The organism is Enterococcus sp. DIV0240d, from assembly GCF_051711245.1.
Lineage (GTDB): Bacteria > Bacillota > Bacilli > Lactobacillales > Enterococcaceae > Enterococcus_D > Enterococcus_D casseliflavus.
In genome coordinates, this window is sequence record NZ_JBIOMG010000001.1 from 2,985,576 (window position 1) to 3,004,180 (window position 18,605).

At 43.1% G+C, this 18,605-nt stretch carries 16 protein-coding genes; 5 read left to right on the plus strand and 11 right to left on the minus strand.

Translation table 11 applies throughout. The features are described from left to right. Positions 1-2: 2 nt before the first annotated feature. The 4 genes from ruvX to IGJ25_RS14420 all read right to left on the minus strand — a co-directional run bounded on the left by ruvX (position 3) and on the right by IGJ25_RS14420 (position 2,627). Positions 3-434, minus strand: coding sequence for a Holliday junction resolvase RuvX (ruvX, locus tag IGJ25_RS14405; protein ID WP_005234242.1), 432 nt, complete (start codon positions 432-434; stop codon positions 3-5). Beyond that, positions 434-700, minus strand: a complete 267-nt coding sequence (locus tag IGJ25_RS14410; RefSeq protein ID WP_005228556.1) for an IreB family regulatory phosphoprotein — start codon at positions 698-700, stop codon at positions 434-436. The genes ruvX and IGJ25_RS14410 overlap by 1 nt, the downstream gene beginning before the upstream one ends. Before the next feature lie 145 nt (positions 701-845). Next, entirely contained in the window at positions 846-1,676 is an 831-nt protein-coding gene (locus IGJ25_RS14415) for a TIGR03943 family putative permease subunit (RefSeq protein ID WP_010749849.1), read from the minus strand. Positions 1,677-1,679: 3 nt separating this feature from the next. Beyond that, positions 1,680-2,627 (minus strand): permease, encoded by a 948-nt coding sequence (locus IGJ25_RS14420; RefSeq protein ID WP_010749850.1) that lies wholly within the window; start codon positions 2,625-2,627, stop codon positions 1,680-1,682. Positions 2,628-2,847: 220 nt separating this feature from the next. Between IGJ25_RS14420 and IGJ25_RS14425 the strand changes: the two genes are divergently transcribed. After that, a complete protein-coding gene (locus IGJ25_RS14425; RefSeq protein ID WP_010749851.1) occupies positions 2,848-3,210 on the plus strand; it encodes a thioredoxin family protein in 363 nt (120 codons plus the stop codon). A 93-nt stretch (positions 3,211-3,303) separates the two neighbouring features. Here IGJ25_RS14425 and IGJ25_RS14430 read toward each other — a convergent pair whose 3' ends face one another. Beyond that, the gene (locus tag IGJ25_RS14430) at positions 3,304-3,978 is read right to left on the minus strand and encodes a redox-sensing transcriptional repressor Rex (RefSeq protein WP_005228549.1); all 675 of its coding nucleotides are present in this window, start codon (positions 3,976-3,978) and stop codon (positions 3,304-3,306) included. A gap of 217 nt (positions 3,979-4,195) precedes the next feature. Between IGJ25_RS14430 and IGJ25_RS14435 the strand changes: the two genes are divergently transcribed. The 4 genes from IGJ25_RS14435 to add all read left to right on the plus strand — a co-directional run bounded on the left by IGJ25_RS14435 (position 4,196) and on the right by add (position 9,373). Beyond that, complete coding sequence (locus IGJ25_RS14435) at positions 4,196-6,127, plus strand: ABC-F family ATP-binding cassette domain-containing protein (RefSeq protein WP_225000586.1); 1,932 nt, start codon at positions 4,196-4,198, stop codon at positions 6,125-6,127. A gap of 100 nt (positions 6,128-6,227) precedes the next feature. Next, complete coding sequence (locus IGJ25_RS14440; RefSeq protein WP_010749853.1) at positions 6,228-6,950, plus strand: C39 family peptidase; 723 nt, start codon at positions 6,228-6,230, stop codon at positions 6,948-6,950. Between the two features lie 148 nt (positions 6,951-7,098). After that, a complete protein-coding gene (gene ald, locus IGJ25_RS14445) occupies positions 7,099-8,205 on the plus strand; it encodes an alanine dehydrogenase (protein WP_225000587.1) in 1,107 nt (368 codons plus the stop codon). A gap of 151 nt (positions 8,206-8,356) precedes the next feature. Continuing rightward, complete coding sequence (gene add / locus IGJ25_RS14450) at positions 8,357-9,373, plus strand: adenosine deaminase (protein ID WP_225000588.1); 1,017 nt, start codon at positions 8,357-8,359, stop codon at positions 9,371-9,373. A gap of 68 nt (positions 9,374-9,441) precedes the next feature. On the opposite strand, the gene IGJ25_RS14455 is transcribed toward add, so the two are convergent. The 6 genes from IGJ25_RS14455 to IGJ25_RS14480 all read right to left on the minus strand — a co-directional run bounded on the left by IGJ25_RS14455 (position 9,442) and on the right by IGJ25_RS14480 (position 18,602). Further along, positions 9,442-10,209: a histidinol-phosphatase gene (locus tag IGJ25_RS14455; protein WP_010749856.1), complete on the minus strand. Its 768-nt coding sequence runs from the start codon at positions 10,207-10,209 to the stop codon at positions 9,442-9,444. A gap of 271 nt (positions 10,210-10,480) precedes the next feature. After that, complete coding sequence (locus IGJ25_RS14460) at positions 10,481-11,464, minus strand: LacI family DNA-binding transcriptional regulator (protein ID WP_438779422.1); 984 nt, start codon at positions 11,462-11,464, stop codon at positions 10,481-10,483. A 285-nt stretch (positions 11,465-11,749) separates the two neighbouring features. Further along, positions 11,750-12,589 (minus strand): sugar phosphate isomerase/epimerase family protein, encoded by an 840-nt coding sequence (locus IGJ25_RS14465; protein WP_010749858.1) that lies wholly within the window; start codon positions 12,587-12,589, stop codon positions 11,750-11,752. After that, positions 12,561-15,233 (minus strand): beta-galactosidase, encoded by a 2,673-nt coding sequence (locus IGJ25_RS14470; protein WP_081116084.1) that lies wholly within the window; start codon positions 15,231-15,233, stop codon positions 12,561-12,563. The genes IGJ25_RS14465 and IGJ25_RS14470 overlap by 29 nt, the downstream gene beginning before the upstream one ends. Before the next feature lie 193 nt (positions 15,234-15,426). Continuing rightward, entirely contained in the window at positions 15,427-17,637 is a 2,211-nt protein-coding gene (locus tag IGJ25_RS14475; RefSeq protein ID WP_010749860.1) for a helix-turn-helix transcriptional regulator, read from the minus strand. Positions 17,638-17,723: 86 nt separating this feature from the next. Continuing rightward, positions 17,724-18,602 carry a carbohydrate ABC transporter permease gene (locus tag IGJ25_RS14480; RefSeq protein ID WP_005234200.1) on the minus strand — a complete coding sequence of 293 codons (879 nt, stop codon included), beginning with the start codon at positions 18,600-18,602 and terminating at the stop codon, positions 17,724-17,726. Positions 18,603-18,605 lie beyond the last annotated feature (3 nt).

Genomic DNA, 18,605 nt, shown 5'->3' on the forward strand with positions numbered 1-18,605 from the left:
AATTAAAACAGCTGTTTCCCAGCACCATCTAAATAATTCTGCAAAATCATGACTGCTGCTAATTTATCAATCACTTTTTTTCGTTTGGCACGCGATGTATTCGCCTGTTCTACCAGCATTCGTTCTGCTTGAACGGTCGTCAGACGTTCGTCTTGGTAAACGACCGGCAAACCGAATTGCTGTTCGATCGCTGCGCCGTAAGCCATAGAAGCTTCCGCTCTAGGTCCGATCGTATTATTCATATTTTTAGGTAGTCCTACCACAAAACGTGAGACTTCATATTCTTTCACCAATTCAGCAAGTCGATCATAACCGAAATTGCCTTCATCTTCATTGATGCGAATGATCTCGATCCCTTGTGCTGTCCAGCCCATTGGGTCACTGACCGCCACGCCGACTGTCCGCGAACCAACATCCAATCCCATGATTCTCATTATAGGTTGATCCCGTGATTGCCTAAATAATAACGGATCAGAACTTCCATGATCTCATCCCGTTCGTGACGACGAATCAAATTCCGGGCATCCCGATAACGAGGAATGTAAGCCGGGTCGCCAGAAAGGAGATAACCGACGATTTGATTGATCGGATTGTATCCTTTTTCCTCTAATGCTCGGTAGACGATAGCTAATGTTTCGCTGACTTCTTTTTTACGGCTATCATCAAAATCAAAGCGAACTGTTTCATCTGTAAAACCCATTTCACGACACCTCTCTTTTGTATAGATTTTAGCATATGTTCCTACTATATTGTACTAAACGTTTGATAAAACTACAAACATATGCTTAGATTTTCTCCATTATAACAAAGGTTTATGATGTTTTTATGAACTTTCTTAAAAAAAGCTAGAAAGCGCGATAGACATACTGGTTTTCTGGTGCTTCAATCGTCTTCTCTTGGTCTGCTACCACCATCGGCAAGTCCCGTTTGAAGGGTTGATAGTACTTCGATTGGATCGTCCCTTCCACATGAAGCCACTGGTTATTTTCTGCAGTCGCTTGCTGCGGTAATTCCACTCGCAAGCCAAAAACGCCTGAATCAGCCACACAATGGATAATGCCAAAACGAAACAAAAAGATTTCATTGGCATCATCTTGATCTGCATGGTACACAAATCCATCATAGGTGATTTTCTTGCCAATAAATTCGCTCGGGTACGTATAGATCAACTCCATGACTTCCAAGTAATTTTCTTCCGTTACCGCAATCGTCTCATCTTTGGCGTAACGTGCCAATGCTGCATCCATCTGAGTGTCATAATCTTCTTTGTTAAAATAAAGACTTGTATCGGGTTTCAGATATTGGGTCGTCATTTCTGGATCCCCCACAGATTCTTCACTTAGGGGGAAATTAAACCCTTTTGCTTCAACGATCGTCGTATCCAAGCTAACGGTGGGGAAAAAGAGACCCACGATGATCGGTAAGGCTAATAGAAAATACGCAATCACTCGTTGGTGTTTTTTCTCCAATCCATGCTGATGCTCATCGTCATGATGATGCTCAGGCTCTTGTTTGACCCAAAAATACAGCTGGACCAAAGCCAATAATAAAGAAATGATCATGGATAAAATAGCGAGATAGCGATAATGAATGTTGATAAACTGATTGAGTTTGCCCGTCACTTGCAAGTACATCATCAATTCAAAATAGCCTGATAAGATCAAAAAACGAACCATTCTTTACACCACCCATGCATAAATTGAAACGACGATTGCGACTAATCCAACTAAAGAAGCGATAAAACGCCCCGAAAAGTACCGCTTCATCATCAACAGGTTTTTAATATCTACCATTGGACCAAAAACCAGGAAACCGACGACTGGTCCAGTGCCGAATAAACTCAACAACGAAGAGCCGATAAAGGCATCTGCTTCGGAACATAGGGATAACGTTAGTGCCAACAACAGCATGACGAAGACCGCTAACAGCTTCGTGGAGCCTAATGTCAGCATCAAGCCAGTTGGCAGATAGGTCTGCATCGCTGAGGCGATCAACGCACCAATGATCAAATAACGCCCAGTATCGAAAAACTCATCCAAACTATGCTGCAGCAAATGACGAATCTGCCGAAGGAGCGGATGACTGCTCTTTTCCGTTTGATGGTGGGCGTGATCATGCCCCTGATGGTGTGGGTGAGCTGCCTGCTCATTCCCGCCACTTAATTGATTGGCAAGCCGTGTTTTTAAGATCTCTTGTTTGTTAAAATACGCCAGCCAGATCCCCACGACCATTGCGACCAATAAGCTGCCCAGTACACGCAAAAAGGCGAACTTCGCGGAATTTCCAAAGGCAATGAATGTAGAAAAAATCACGATAGGATTGATGATCGGTGCAGTCAGCATAAAGGCAAACGCCGTATACACTGGCACCTCTTTTTTTACGAACTGATTAACGATCGGTACGATCCCACATTCGCAGGAAGGAAAAAAGACCCCCAGACCACAACCAACTGTGATCGATGCCAATTTGTTTTTTGGTAAGAGCCTCTTGACTCTTTCTGGCGTCAAGAAGACTTGTAAGGCACCTGAGATCAAGCAGCCCAATAGGACAAACGGCAAGGCTTCAATGACGATAGATAAAAAAATAACACTCATTTGCAGGACAGAATTCGGTAATGCCTGAAACATAACTTTAACCTTCTTTATCAATAAATTCGAAACGCTGGAATTACTATACGTTTTTTCCTTTTTTTATACAACGTTTTTTTTAAAGCAGCCTATTTTTTTAATCGTTGCTTTAGATTTCCCTTATCTTTGAATCCTTCTTACTCACCTAAGCGATCAGCTGCTAGCAGATATTTTGACTTTTCCTCAAGAACAGCGTACATTTTCCATGGAGGAATGACTTATGCAAAAAAATCAACCGATCCAAGAGCAGCTCGCCCAACAACCGTTGGCACTACTCTATCTCTCTCAACCGAATTGCAGTATTTGTGTTGCAGACAAACCACGCATCCAAAAACTGGCACAAACCCAGCAACTCCCCCTATTTACCATCAACACGCTGGCAGAGCCAGAAGCAGCCAGTCTATTTTCGGTCTTGACGGTTCCCGTCGTCCTCTTGTTCGCGAATGGGAAAGAAGTGCATCGTGAAGCCCGCATCATCGATTTCACACGTTTGACTCAACAAATCTTGCGGTATCAAGAAGCGCTCACAAGCGTTGAAGAGCAAGATTCCTATGAATCACTTTTTGACCAGATAGACGAGTAAGTTCAGTGAATGAAAGCAACAAAACAGCTGTCAGATCGTTGTATATACTACGATCTGGCAGCTGTTTTGTTGGTTCCTATTTATGTGATGCGATTATTCGCTTAGTGATGGTTCTTCTACTGGTTCTTCATGGGACAAGACGTTGCCTGAATGCAAGAAATAAATCAATGTTTGCAATTCATTGGTTAAGTCAACGTTTTGAATCAGCACGCCTTTTGGTGCAGTGATCCGTGCAGGTGTAAAGTTCAAGATTCCTTTAATGCCAGCTTTCACAAGCTCGTTCACTAAATCTTGTGAATGTTGTGCGGGAACCGTCAAAATAGCCACATCGATCTGCTGGATCTTCACTTGTTCCTTCATGTCATCCATTGGATAGACCGGCACACCATCTACGATTCGACCAACTAGATCTTCGTTGACATCAAATGCGGCACTGATCCGAATGCTGTTGCTTTGGTGAAATTTGTATTTCAACAAGGCGCTCCCCAAGTTTCCGACACCGACTAAAGCTACATTCGTCATGTGGTCTTCGTTCAATGTCTTCGCAAAGAACTGCATCAAGCTTTCAACGTCATAGCCATAGCCGCGTTTTCCTAATTCACCAAAGTAGGAAAAGTCGCGGCGGATCGTCGCACTATCAACTTGAACAGCTTCACTTAGTTCGGTCGAAGAAACTTTTAATTTGCCAGCTTGGTGCAAAATACGCAAGTAACGATAATATAAAGGCAATCGCTTCGCTGTTGCCTTTGGAATTTGATGATCTTTCAAAGAATACTCCCCCATTGTGAAAAATTCACTTGTGATGAAGCTATCATAACAAATACATTGTTCAAAAATCAATTTGAATGCTCATAATTTGAAATATAAATTTTATAATGGTAAAATCAAACTTTTTCCCAATCGCCGTTTCCCTTAAAATATGATAGACTTGTAGTATTGTAACCTTGATACAGACAAGTTTCTTAAAGATAGGAATGACATACACATGATTTTATTACAAGCCAACCAAATCGCCCGTCTTTTCGGAGCCGAGGTTTTATTTGAAAATATCCAATTAGAAATTGCCAGCAATTCCCGAATCGCGCTTGTTGGGCGCAACGGTGCTGGTAAATCAACGCTACTGAAAATTATTGCTGGACTCGAAAGTCCTGATAAAGGAACGATCGCTAAAAACAAGACCGCTACGATGGGCTACTTAGCTCAAGATACCGGACTTGATAGTCAGGCCACTGTTTGGGAAGAAATGCTGGGAGCTTTTGCAACGGTTCGACAGATGGAGCAGCGCATGCGTAGCTTAGAGATCGCCATCTCCGAAGCAGATCCTGCTGCTGACTCTGGCAATCTCCTGAAAGAATACGACCAATTGCAGCATGAATTTGCAGAAAAAAACGGCTATGGCTATGAAAATGAGATTCGCTCCGTCTTGCACGGTTTTCAGTTTGATCCTTCTTTTTACACGCAAGCCATCAATACCCTTTCTGGTGGTCAAAAAACCCGCTTGGCATTAGCAAAAATGCTGCTGCAAAAACCTGATATCTTGATTCTGGATGAACCGACCAACCATTTAGATATCGAAACGTTATCTTGGTTAGAAAACTATCTGCAAGGATATGCCGGTGCATTGCTGATCGTTTCCCATGACCGTTACTTCTTAGACAAAGTCGTCAACGAAGTCTACGAACTGAGTCGCCAAAAAATGCGCCACTACAAAGGCAATTACAGCCGCTATTTGACCCTGAAAGCGGAGCAACTGCAAAGTGAATGGAAAGCCTTTGAAAAACAGCAAGAAGAAATCAATAAACTGGAAGACTTTGTTGCCCGCAACCTTGTCCGTGCGTCTACCACCAAACGCGCGCAAAGTCGCCGTAAGCAATTAGAGAAAATGGATCGGCTGGATCGCCCGCAAGGAGATGAAAAATCCGCCCACTTCCTTTTTTCCATTGAAAAGCCTTCAGGAAATGTTGTGATGCAAGTAGAAAATGCCGCTATCGGTTATTCTGAAGAAGAAGTCTTATCGGCGCCCATCGACTTAGATGTTCGGCGCAAAGATGCGATCGCTTTAGTGGGACCGAATGGGATCGGCAAATCAACCTTACTGAAATCGCTGATTCATAAAATCCCCTTTATTCAAGGAAAGGTCCATTTTGGCGCCAATGTCTCAATCGGGTACTATGACCAAACCCAATCCGATCTGCACTCAACCAAAACGATCCTCCATGAGCTTTGGGATGACCACAGTACCACACCTGAAGTCGAGATTCGCAATATATTAGGCAGCTTCTTATTTTCTGGAGAAGATGTTGAAAAGCCGATCACGCTGTTAAGTGGTGGCGAAAAAGCCCGTGTCGCTTTGGCAAAATTAGCCATGGACCATGACAATTTCTTGATTTTGGATGAGCCAACCAACCATTTAGACATCGACAGCAAAGAAGTCTTAGAAAATGCCCTGATCGATTATGAAGGCACTTTGTTCTTCGTATCTCATGACCGCTACTTTATCAATCGAATCGCCACCAAGGTCGTGGAACTGTCTGAAAACGGCAGCAAGCTCTATCTCGGCGATTACGATTATTATTTAGAAAAGAAACAAGAAGAAGCTGAGATCGCAGCAATGTTGGAAGCAAAAACAACCGAAACCACCCTCTCAGCGGGCAAGCAAAACTTTGTCCAAAGCAAGGAACAGCAAAAAGCCGTTAGAACCTTACAGCGAAAAGTCACCCAAATCGAAGAAGAACTTGCCGCAATAGAAGAAACGATCCAACAACTGGAACAAGACATGACCGCACCAGATGCGTTGAATGATCATGTCAAATTGACCGCGTTGAATCAAGCATTAGAACAAGCCCGCACTGAACAAGAAGCTCTACTAGAAGCATGGGAAAATACTAGCTTAGAACTAGAGGCATTTGAAAGTTGATCGTGGAATCGGTCTGTAGGCCGATGACAAGCGTCCCCTCCTTTGTTTTACTTAAAAGAACAGGATGAATACGTACGATTCGTAAAACAAGGAGGGAAAAATGCAAAAACAGACAGATGTTTATCGAAAGCGTCGGCCAATGGTTGTTTTGGCAGGATTGGTGTTGATTTGGATAGGGTTCAATCGAATCTCTCATCACGTGTTGTACGGAGAGTTGTCCGAACACGTGCAGACCGTCGTTGCCTATGATGAGAGTTATGACGACGAATATGTTTATTCTCAGGCTATCTTTAGTGATGACATCAATGCTTATTTATGGGAAATGGACATCACAACACCGATTTTCTTGCAGACGAACGAAGATTGGGCTGATAGATCCTATGGCAATGACGGCAGCCAAACCTTAGCAGAAAACGGCTGTGCGATTGCTTCTCTTGCGATGGTTCAATCCTATCTTGAAGGCTATCCCATTTCGCCACTAGAAGTCCTTGATTGGGCAGGAGATCATTATTACGTTGACGGCCAAGGAACGGACTGGCGGATTTTTTCTGACTTTGCCGATGCAAACGGCTACAACTACTATGATCTTGGCACAGATCTAGCCAGTGTTGAAGCTTACTTGCAACAAAATCATCCGGTCATCGTTTCTGTGACTCCAGGGGAATTTACAGATGGCGGCCATATTATGGTCTTAGGTGGAATGATGGACGATCAAGTGTTTGTCTTAGATCCCAATGATGATCCAGAAAAATCCCATTACGCTATCTATTACACACTAGATGAAATCGCTAATCAAAGCTTACGCTTTTGGACCTTCAGCTGATTGATCGAAAAAAGTCCCCTTTCGGGGCTTTTTTCTTTGTCGTGGCGTAGGCAGCAACTGGATCTTACTTTTTTAATAAAAAAACCATTCTTTCTCCCCTTAGGAATCCGCTTTCTATTATAATGGAAGAAAGAAAGGTGTGAAGTCTATGAAAATCGGTATCCCCAAAGAAATCAAGAACAATGAAAATCGTGTGGCATTGCCGCCCTCGGGAGTCTATGAGTTAGTCCAAGACGGACACGAAGTCTTCGTTGAACAAGGCGCTGGTGCAGGATCAACCTTTTCTGATCAAGCGTATCAGGAAGTCGGCGCTACGATTACTACCGTTGAAGAGGTTTGGGCCTCTGAATTGGTTATGAAAGTCAAAGAACCTTTACCAGAAGAATACCCCTTTTTGCATGAGGGACTGGTTTTATTCACCTATTTCCACGTAGCCGCCAATCAACAGCTTGCTCAAGCATTGATCGACAGCAAAGTGATCGCTGTTGCTTATGAAAACGTCCAGCTGGCGAACGGCACCCTGCCTCTGCTATCGCCTATGAGTGAGATCGCTGGAAGAATGTCTGTTCAAATCGGCGCACAATTTCTCGAAAAAATATATGGCGGAAAAGGGATCCTGCTTTCAGGTATTCCCGGTGTCCGTCAAGGTCGGATAACGATCATTGGTGGTGGCGTTGCCGGTGAGAATGCCGCGAGAGTCGCCGTAGGTCTAGGCGCACAAGTGACGATTTTAGACGTTTCGATCCCACGCTTACAAGAGCTGGATCGACAATTTTCTGGTCAAGTCCAAACCTTGTATTCCAATCGCTTGAATATCGAACGAACGATCCAATCCGCAGACTTGGTGGTAGGAGCCGTCTTATTGCCAGGACAAAAAGCTCCGTGCTTAGTGACCCGCGACATGGTGAAACAGATGCCTGAAAAATCCGTGATCGTCGATATTGCCATTGACCAAGGCGGAATTTTTGAGACCGAAGACAAAGTCACTACCCACGACGAGCCAACCTATATCCGGGAAGAAGTTATTCACTATGCAGTCGCGAATATGCCAGGTGCTGTGCCGCAAACGGCAACCATCGCATTGAGCATTGCCACCTTACCGTATGCCCAGCAGCTAGCGAACGATCCTTTAGCAGCGTTGCGAGAAAATCAGGCACTTGCCAAAGGGGTCATCGCCTATGAGGGCGCATTTACTTCAAAAGAAGCCGCTCACGATCTGTCATTGCCTTTTACCGATCTATCGGAATTGATTTGAGTCACTCTCCCACAATAAAACCAGCAGCCGCACAAGTAATTCGCGGCTGCTGTTTTGCTTTCTATGAGAATTTCCTTTTTTGGGTAGCATGGGCTTTGGAAGTATGCTATATTCATACTTAAAAAAATTCGACCTAGACAGGAGGAACACTGTGCTTACTCAACAACAAATCCAAGCATTTCCCAAAGTAGAACTTCACTGCCACCTCGACGGTTCCATTCGTCCAGAAACATTGATCGCCATCGCCAATCAGCAAGAACTACCGATCGAGCAAGACATAGAAGCTGTGAAAGCACAGATGCAAGCCCCCAAAGATTGTCATGACCTGAGGGATTATCTTCGCTGCTTTGATTTCGTTCGGCCGTATTTGCAAACACAAGAAGCGTTAGCAGCTGCCGCCTATGATGTGATGGAACAAGCCGCTCAAGATGGGGTCGCTTATATTGAGATCCGCTTTGCTCCCAGCTTATCGATGGACAAAGGACTCACTTGCAGCCAGACCATCCAAGCCGTGATCGAAGGCATCGCACGAGCAGAAGAACGCTACCCAATCAAAGGCAATGTTTTGATCATTGGGATGCGTCAAGAAGACCTACCAGCTATTACGGCGATTTTTGATGAAGCGATCGCTCTTACCGATGAAAAAGTCGTCGGCATTGATCTGGCAGGTCCAGAAGAAGACGGGTACGTCCCTGATTTAGCTGCCAGCTATCAAGTGTTCCTCAAGAACCAAAGTGTCCAGCTGACCTTACATGCAGGCGAATGCGGCTGTGTGCAAAACATTTATCAAGCCATCGAAAGCGGTGCGCAACGGATTGGCCACGGCATCGCCTTAAAAGGAGATCACACTGCCCAAGCGTTTGTTCGAGAACAAAATCGCTGTATCGAAGGCTGTCCTACCAGCAATGTTCATACGCGTGCGATTCCCACATACTCGGCATACCCATTAAGAGAATGGCTGGAGGCCAAGGTCCCTTTTTGTTTGAACACCGATAACCGAACGGTCTCAAACACGACATTGACCAATGAATACCTGCAAATGGCTCATCATTGCGACATGTCCGAATCAGAGATGCGCTTCTTAAACGAAACTGCCGCTCAGCATTCCTTTGCGGAAGCTTCCGACAAAGCGGTACTCTTGAAAAAAATTCAAGAATGGCAATTCTAATAAACATGGACGCTAGTGATCCCCACTGGCGTCCATGTTTATTTCCAAAACGATCAACTCTCTTTCCTTCACGCAAAGAAGAGCCGATCGATCCGTGTTAACCCCAAGGCATCGATTTCTAAAAGAGCTCTTTCGTAAACTTCTGTATTCGTTAAAGCCACACTCTCGTGGGCATCGATCCCAATAATACAAGAGCAGCCGACTTCCTTGGCGATCTTCCAAAATTCAGGATGCGGATAGCCACCGTTCGTATAGCCTGCCAAATTATACTCCAACGGCAGCTGATACTCTTTGGCTTTTTCACATAGGCGGTAGGCAACTTCTTCACAATGAGAATCGAAGGTTTTATAGCCCCGCATGAACACATCTGGATGTGCCATATAAGCAAAGATCTCTGATTCGATCCCTTGTAGGGAGACTCGAAGATAATCTTTGATCGCTTTTACCGAATCCCCAGGTGTATGGTCGTAATAGTGATTGCTTTCGATTTCAGGAAAGTGATTGCCAAAAATCAAATAGTCGATCGACAGCCTTTCTTTCTCTGCAACTAGCCAAGGGATCATTGTTTCAAAATATTCACACTCTAATCCTAATTTCACATCGATTTGTCCTTGGTATTTTTCCCTTAAGCTTTTCACCGATGAAACGTAATCTTCCAATTGCGCAACATCCATCCGCATGGGGGAGACATACCCATCCTCAAAGGGCCAGGGACAATGATCAGCGAAGCCGATTTCCTTAAAGCCAGCTTGGATGGCTTTGATCACATAGTCTTCATCAGAATCCCGTGCATGTTTGCATCGAGTTGTGTGGGTATGATAGTTTGCTTTCCACATGGTTATTCACTCCTTCTTATTACATTTAGGTTAATTTGTTTTTGTGATCGCATTTTAGGTACACTCTTCTTGAGGCGTTATCCTTCAAGCCGTTCGCTATTTTACAGAATCTTTTGTAAGCGGAACCATTTTTCAAAAAATAGTACTAGCTATCAACACCTATCACTTAGCAACTTCCTCATTCTGGATTTATTCCAGTCCATTTCATTATAGAATTTCGGCTATCCCAAGACAATCAAAAGAAAGCTGCAATCGGTTGCTTCTTTTCCCATCACTTCCATTGAGTCGTTTCTCTTGGGACAAATGAATTTTTCAAGAGGACGTGTCTTGGTGCGGTTTTGTCTCCTTGTACCTCTTGAAAAAGTAGCTGGGTCGTCCAATCCACCATCTCCTCTAAAGGTCGTGCGATGGACGAAAGCAAAGGGCTAGTACAAAGACAAACATTGGTGTTTTCATAACCAATCACTTGAATCGCTCCACCAACCTTTTTATCCAGTGAATGAAGGGAACGTAAAGCACAGGCTGCAAAAAAATCGCTTGCCGCAAAAATGCCATCGATAGAAGGCCATTGACGAAAAAGTTGATCAAAGGATGTTTGCGTGACATTTACAAAATCGAGTATGACCTCGTGAACATGGATCTCTGGGTATTGGTCCATCACTTGATAAAAACCAGCTGATTTTTCTTGAACGGAATGTAATGTCTTTGGTCCATTAATGAAGAGGATCTCGCGACAACAATTTTGGCTTAAGATCTGTGCTGCCAACTGTCCACCTGAGGTATTATCCGCAGAAACGGAGGATACTTCATCGCTAAGGACTCTACCCACACTCACTAGAGGTAATTTGAGAACCTTTTGCAACAACGGACCTTGCGTACAAAGGTTGGTACATAAAATTACCCCATCAATATTATTTGCGAGAAACAAGTTCAAAAAATAGGTTTCTCTTTCAGGATTCCCTTGTGTGGTACCAATCATCAAACTATAGCCTTTCTCAATCAGTTGCGACTCGATTCGGGTAATAAATTGATTATAAAAATCATTTTTCAAATCATAGATCAGCAAGCCTATCATCTTTGAGGAATTGTAATAAAAGGACCGTGCTAATTCATTTGGTACATAATCAAGTGCTTGAATTGCTTCTAGCACAATCTGCTTTGTTTCTTCATTGACATATTTTCTGTTATTGATCACTCGTGAGACGGTGGTCACAGATACATTGGCAAGTTTTGCCACGTCTTGCATGTTTGCCATTGGTTCCTCCTTTCTCTCTTTTACATGTCTCGTAAATATTAAATCCTTTTCCATTTGATCCATTATCCGAATGCAACAATCTAAAATACTTCTTTTTATTCTATAATAACAAATTTTACATCGTATTTTTTATTTTTAAGAAAATAAAAAAGTTGTTTAGATGAAATCTCATCATAAACAACTTTTCTATGCTAGATAAAATTTGCATTCAATGCCAGCGTTTTTTAAGAAAACAAGAAAACTACTCCCGTGTTCTCTTACACAATCATCTACACAAACCCCCAGCTAATTTTTTAAATCTAAGCCTTCAATCAACGCCACCGCACGATCGATCCCAGCGTCTTTTGTTTCTTCTAGCACCACGTAACAGTATGGCTTGTGTTTGATCAGAAGCTGTAAAATTTCTGGATACCGTATTTGTCCCTCACCTAACGGGACAGGGATCACTTCTTCTCCCGAGAGTTGAAAATCCTTTAGGTGCAAGCAGACGATTTTCTCTCCGAAAAGAGTAAATGCTTCTTCTACCAATGCGACTTGATCAGCAGCCGTTTTTGCGGTGATCAAATTCGTTGGATCGTAAATGATCCCTAAATAATCAGAAGGAACACGTTCAATCAGCTCGGCGATGCGCTGATTCGAATACAGCGGATGATTCAGTCCGGCTTCGATCCCTACCATGATTTGATATTTTTCTCCCACTCGAACGAGTCGCTGGATCACATGGATCAAGTCTTCAAAAACCTCATCTGAAAAATTCTCTTCACTATATCCCAGTGCGGCAATGACTGAGCCTGTTTCTGAAGCCACCATGCTGGCACCAAAATAACGGGCATGGAATAAATAGCGCTCAAATTTCTGTAAGATTTTTTCTCGTTCCTCTGGTTCGGGATGAATCAAGTTACTATAACAACTTAACAAAGCGATTTGAACGCCTTGTTCTTGGAATTCATTCTTGAAGAAGGTCCCCATACCTGGATTCATCTTTTCAGGAGCACTTAGATCTGGAAAAGACGCATTCAAGGCAAACTGAACGTTTTTTATTTTCTTTGCACCTACCGCTTGTGCTAACTGCTTTGGTGTATATTCTCCTGAAAGGTCATGCCCTCGGATGGCTAAATGAATCATCTGACTCCTCGCTTTCTACTATTTTTTCCCATTCAATAATCAAATTTTCATAAGGTTCTAGCCTATGGTTCCCCCGCGCCAGCGCTTCACCTGATAAGCGTTCGAAACCGGGTAGATGTAAGGTAAAATCAGCTGTCGTCAGCCCTAAGTTACTGATCCAGAGTTGGACATGGGTCGCTGACTCTCGGCGATACTTCATCACACCTTCCGAACATTTGATCAACTGGCGCTCTGATTCATAAGGGAAAAGTTCTTTGCGACAAAACGACTGCCATATCAAACTGTCTGGTAAATTGCTAGGTAGCGCACCTAAATAGATGATCTCTCCTTGAGCCAGTTGTTTCTTAGCTAGTAGCGTTTGGTCATTCCCACGTCCGATCGTTTCCCAATCTTCTGGGCAGTGAAAAACTGTGACCAAATGATCCAAAGGTTCTTTTAGGCCGTCATAGGTTAGCTGATAAGTCAGTCCTTTCACCGTAAACTGCTGGATTTGGTCGAACCCGAGCCATTCTCCTAAACGATCTAAGCCATTCGTCGCTGGCCACGCCAGCTCTTTTGTCCGATCCCCCGTCATCGGGCCTAAAATCAGCTTGCCTCCTGCTTCAGTAAAGGCGGCAAATTTTTTCAACAAGGTAGGACTGATCCAACGAACAAATGGGGCAAGAACAACATCATACTCTTCTAACGGACTATTTTCTTGAATGATTTCTACACGAATTCCTTGGCGAATCAGACTGCCGTAAAATTCGGTAAACAGGCTGCGATAATCATAAACACCCCCATGATCGATCGTGTAAAAACGTTTCGAGTAATCCGAGTAGATAATGGCTATTTTTGCCGATACATACTTCGTTTCCGCTAAAAGTGGTGCGATCTGTTGTCTTAGTTCGCCAATCCGAACTACCTCTTCATACCCACGATCTGGCTCTCCCCAAGCAGTTAACACGGCACTATGGGGTTGCTCCACACCATAGCGATGTCCACGAAAATGCCAAAAGCAGAAGGATTTCAAATTACCAGCATAGCCAATGAACGCTTCACTTGTGACAAACCCATGAGGACGAGGTGCCGCATAATTTTCAATATGACCTGCATTGGCAGTACAAGTTTCTAACAATAACATTTCCTTATTGCGCGGTTTGACATTTCGCCAACGATCCAAGTTCATCGTATACGCTGGATAATTGTCTGCCGGCGCATACGTATCAAAACCAGCAATATCCAAATCAGCAAATAGCTCATCATTTTGCAAGTTAAACCCAAAAGCGGAGTTATGGGTAATGGGTAACGCGGTCTCCATTCGGATAAAATGACAAAGATCATGCGCAAACTCATTCAACGTATCGGTGGTAAAACGGCGAAAGGCATTCATCAAGGAAGAATTATGCAAAAATGGGGTCGTTAGCGGCAAGACGACATCCTCAAATGCGTCATACCACTCACTCCACACCTTCGTTCCCCAACACTCATTGAGGTTAGTCACGGATTGATAGCTGTCTTTTAAATACGTATGCCAACGCGTTTGGCACGTCGTACAGTAACATAGATCGACATGACATTTAAACTCATTGTCCAATTGCAACATAACGACATTTTCATGTTTTTCGGCAATCTCAGCGATTTTTCTCGTCAAACGATAGGCATAACGGCGAAAGTCCTCGTTGTTTGTACAGACATGCTGTCTTGAGCCGTGATGCATCTTCGTTCCATCTTGGTTAGTGACCAATGCTTCTGGGTACTGTTTTGTAAACCAGCGGGGTGGGGTCGGCGTTGGAATACATAAGCAAACATCGATGCCATTTGCTTGGTACTGTTCTAGCGCACGTTCCAACAACGAAAAATCATATTCTCCAGGTTGAGGCTCCAAGTCGCGCCACATGAATTCCCCAATTCTAGCAAAATTCATGCCCAACGTTTTCATCGTGTGACTATCACTTTGCATGATTTCTTCCGACCAGACTTCTGGATACATGCAGGCGCCGTAATAAATATCAGGAAACAGTGGTTGCTCATGGAAAAACGCCTGTAGACGAATCGCTACATAGCGAGCGATCATATGCGCCCCGAGCTTTGAAAAGTGGGTATCATCTGCAAGACCTGCAGGATAATTGGGGTGCTCATTCGGTGCTAACCAAACAAAGAGTGCTTTGGAAGCTTCTAGTCCTAATGTGTCATAATAATGATAGGTATAGCGATTTAAATCAAACAAAACTACTTCTTCCGTTCGACTAAGTTCTCTTAAGACAGGTAAAAATGCTGACAACGTATGCGCCAATCGTCCCTCTTCTCCTACCCGCCGTTCAACAGGTGTACACAGGATCGGGATTCCTGCTTTTTCTTTGATTTGACGGATCATGTCTGTCAAATGAGCAATGTACGCCTCCATCGTGACATGATTTTTCTCTTTTTGGTCATTATGTCCAAATTGCAGTAGGACGACTGTATTCGGTTCGACTTCTTGCAGGAGTTGCTCAAACAACCCTTCTTCGATAAACGAACGAGTCGTACTGCCGTTTTTTGCAAAATTGCGTACGTTTACTTCTGGGGGTAGATAGCTTGGTAAGGCTTGTCCCCAGCCCATCATTGGCTGTTGATCAAGGGGATAATCCGCCATGGTTGAATCTCCGCCTAGAACGATTTTCATTTCTTTTCTTCCTCCATCTATTTACTATCAGATTTCCAACAGCTTTGACAAGTCTGCTGGTTTTCTTGCTGAACTTAAGCTGTATTAGAAATCGCTTTCTTTTCTATTATACAAAACATTGGCTGACGAAAACATAGAAAAATCAGAGCAAAAGCTGCGAAAATACGAGCTTTTCCGCAGCAACCAACAGTGATCAGCTCTGACCTTTTCGATATTGTCCTGGGGTCATTCCCGTGCACTTTTTAAATAAACGATTGAAGTAACTGGGATTATACCCAAGGTTTTCTGCGATTTCATTGATTTGGTGATCGGTTTCGAGCAGCTGCCGTTTTGCTTCTACGATGCGAACGTTGGTTAAATAATCAATAAAGTTGACCTGCTTGGCACGCTTGAACTCCTTACTCAAAAAGATTGGGTCTACTTCGAAACGATCCGCAACATATTCTAACGAAATTTGTTCATTGCGAAAATCAGATTGGATGTACTCCGCTACTTTTTGGATCATTTCACTATAAGAATTAGCGACATTTTCTTGCCAGAGGATGGAGACGGGCTTTAAGAAATGATGGTACAAAAAGGCTTGGATCTGATTGATGTCTAAAAGTCGTTCGATTCGCTCTAACACAACCGTTTTCGATACATAATCCGTTCGTGAGACACCATTTTCATTTAAAAGGTAATCGACTTGATCATACAGTCGATTGACCACATAGATCACCGCAGCCTGTTGATTGTTTTCTGCCACGACCTGTTCCAAAAACCGCTGGACACTTCGTTGCAATTCTTCATGATAGCCACTTTTCAGTGCTGTTAAAATCAAGTTTTCTTGCGAAAGAGAATACTTCGGCAGCGGACGCATTTTCTCTCCTTGAAGCACTTGATTTTCGGGAATCAACCGTTGCAGATGGATTTGCTTTTTGAGACGTTGGGCAACTTCAGGCAACTTGCGAATCTCAGTTTCTTGTTGCGAACTAACGATGGTGACATAACGACAGACGATCAAATTGATTTGCTTGGTGACCATCGTGAAGTAATCTGTCAGTTGCTGCTCTTGATTGACCACAAAAACCAAAATCCGCCCTTCATTTGACGAAACGATGGTTGATTCTGGGAAAAACATGGCTGTGACATCCGTTATAATGTTTTCTAGCGCAAACAAAATGTGGGTTTCATCTTGTGAATTTGCTTGATTGCTTAATAGATCATTGAGTTGGAAATAAAACAGGCGATACCCTTGGTCACTTAAGCGCCAGTTTTTTTGCTGCAGTAATTGTTGCGATTCTTCCTCTGACAAATAGCCATAATACCCTTCCATCAAATGTTGGATCACTTGCCGCTTCAGCGAATCTTGAAAGCGTTCCGCCTGATTTTGTAGCAATCCTTTTTCCCGACTTAATTGTTGCCAACGGTCCACCAAAAACTCCAGATCGTTTTCTTTTTTCCATTGGGTATTACCAAAGAGCTGATCCATCGTTTTTTCAAAAGGTTGGTATTGTTTTTTTGCCAAAAAGAGACTCATGACTGCCACACAAGCAATAAAAAGAATACTTACGACGATCAGCACTCTAGCCAAATGAGTGACTGGCTCGGTAATCAATGCTAAGGGAACGACGGTATAAAATGTCCATATTTGGTTGAGTCGCGTACTGTTTACGGCGATCATGCTATAATCATTGCCATTGATCGATTCGACCCAGGTTCCTTGATGCTCCTCACTCAGCGGTTGGATAACATTCGCTAAGTTCTGATCGCCAATAAAACGAAAACTCTCATGATTAAAGGAAATCGCTGCGAGACCATTTTCAATTTGAGTATCATAAAAATACTTTAACAATGATTGCTCGTCGATCGTTGCAACTAAAAAAATTTTAGGCTGATCTTCACCTTGGCTATCAATGTTTTGTACAAAAATCAATTCATCCTCTTCTTCAATGATCTTCCACTGATACTGCCTACCATTATCGATCCGATAGCGTTCAAATGCTGTTTTGGTTTGCTCGAGCGTTAATTCATACGTGCCGCCACTTTCAATCCCAAAGGGCGCCTCTCCGAGCGAATAAATACCGATTCGATTGACATAATTGGAGCTATTGGTTAAGTAAAACAATTCTTCCGACAGCTGGATCAACGTCTGATAATTCGTCGTTTCCAATAAATCTTCTTGGTAGCGCCTTTGAAACGATTGCCCCCAAACGCTTAAAGTCACTTCCAGCTGCGAGAACTGTTGGTTGATGTTACTAACGATTCCTTCGACTTGGCGATTGTTTAGTTCTTGATACGATCGTTGTAATGGTCCGATCAAATAGGCATGCAAAAAGATTGCAACGGCTAATAGCGGCACGACGATCCATAGACTGGCTAGCTGCAGTTTTCGATGAAAACCGCCTGTTTTAAAGTACTTCATTCCCAAACACCCTTGTAATAGATTTTATGTAATAAATTGTCATGCGAAAAAACGCATGACAACCTATCCACAACTATTGAAGTGTATCATCCTTTGACGGATCCAATCAGCATTCCTTTGGCAAAATGTTTTTGCAAAAACGGATAGAAGATCAAAATTGGTAAAGTCGCCACAATGATGACTGCAAATTTGATTCCTTGTTCAGGCGGCACATAGTTGGGGTCCATACTTGCTAACGCATTGGCACCACTGGAGGCCATCGTGATCTGTCTTAACAATAACTGAATCGGCCATTTTGCTGAATCGTTGATATAGAGCAATCCACTCATGAAGTCGTTCCAGATACCAACGGCGTAAAAAAGGGTGAAGGTCGCGATCACTGGTTTTGATAAAGGCAAAATGATTTTCCATAAGATCCCTAGTTCCGTACAGCCATCCATCTTGGCGGATTCTTCCAATTCGATCGGCATTTCTTGGAAAAAGTTTTTGATGATCATTAAGTTGAACGGATTGATCGCGATTGGCAAAATCAATGCCCAATAAGAATTGATCAGTCCTAAATTTTTCACCACGATAAACGTTGGGATCATCCCACCTGAAAAGAGCATTGCAAAAATCACGAGATTCAACAAGGTGTTCCGTCCTTTTAGGTGCTTGCGTGATAAAGGATAGGCAAAGGTGAAGGTACAGAAAAGCTGCACCAGCGTGCCAACGATGGTAACGCCGACCGTTACAAGCAAACTACGGATAAAGGTGTTGGTTGAAAAAATAAAGCGATAGGAGTCGAGACTGATCTCATTTGGCCATAAGAAAAACGAACGTGTGGTCAATTCTAACTCCGTAGCAAATGAACCTGCGATCACATAAATAAAAGGAATCACCATGAATAACCCAATCAATGCCAAAAATAGCGCATTAAAAATGTCAAATATTTTCCCTGCCTTCGTATTGTGTAAAGTATCCATCTT

What these genes read in the sequence shown, in the direction of transcription:
- ruvX (WP_005234242.1), bottom strand. Translation starts at nt 434, where the DNA reads ATGAGAATCATGGGATTGGATGTTGGTTCGCGGACAGTCGGCGTGGCG.
- IGJ25_RS14410 (WP_005228556.1), bottom strand. Translation starts at nt 700, where the DNA reads ATGGGTTTTACAGATGAAACAGTTCGCTTTGATTTTGATGATAGCCGT.
- IGJ25_RS14415 (WP_010749849.1), bottom strand. Translation starts at nt 1,676, where the DNA reads ATGGTTCGTTTTTTGATCTTATCAGGCTATTTTGAATTGATGATGTAC.
- IGJ25_RS14420 (WP_010749850.1), bottom strand. Translation starts at nt 2,627, where the DNA reads ATGTTTCAGGCATTACCGAATTCTGTCCTGCAAATGAGTGTTATTTTT.
- IGJ25_RS14425 (WP_010749851.1), top strand. Translation starts at nt 2,848, where the DNA reads ATGCAAAAAAATCAACCGATCCAAGAGCAGCTCGCCCAACAACCGTTG.
- IGJ25_RS14435 (WP_225000586.1), top strand. Translation starts at nt 4,196, where the DNA reads ATGATTTTATTACAAGCCAACCAAATCGCCCGTCTTTTCGGAGCCGAG.
- IGJ25_RS14440 (WP_010749853.1), top strand. Translation starts at nt 6,228, where the DNA reads ATGCAAAAACAGACAGATGTTTATCGAAAGCGTCGGCCAATGGTTGTT.
- ald (WP_225000587.1), top strand. Translation starts at nt 7,099, where the DNA reads ATGAAAATCGGTATCCCCAAAGAAATCAAGAACAATGAAAATCGTGTG.
- IGJ25_RS14455 (WP_010749856.1), bottom strand. Translation starts at nt 10,209, where the DNA reads ATGTGGAAAGCAAACTATCATACCCACACAACTCGATGCAAACATGCA.
- IGJ25_RS14460 (WP_438779422.1), bottom strand. Translation starts at nt 11,464, where the DNA reads ATGGCAAACATGCAAGACGTGGCAAAACTTGCCAATGTATCTGTGACC.
- IGJ25_RS14465 (WP_010749858.1), bottom strand. Translation starts at nt 12,589, where the DNA reads ATGATTCATTTAGCCATCCGAGGGCATGACCTTTCAGGAGAATATACA.
- IGJ25_RS14470 (WP_081116084.1), bottom strand. Translation starts at nt 15,233, where the DNA reads ATGAAAATCGTTCTAGGCGGAGATTCAACCATGGCGGATTATCCCCTT.
- IGJ25_RS14475 (WP_010749860.1), bottom strand. Translation starts at nt 17,637, where the DNA reads ATGAAGTACTTTAAAACAGGCGGTTTTCATCGAAAACTGCAGCTAGCC.
- IGJ25_RS14480 (WP_005234200.1), bottom strand. Translation starts at nt 18,602, where the DNA reads ATGGATACTTTACACAATACGAAGGCAGGGAAAATATTTGACATTTTT.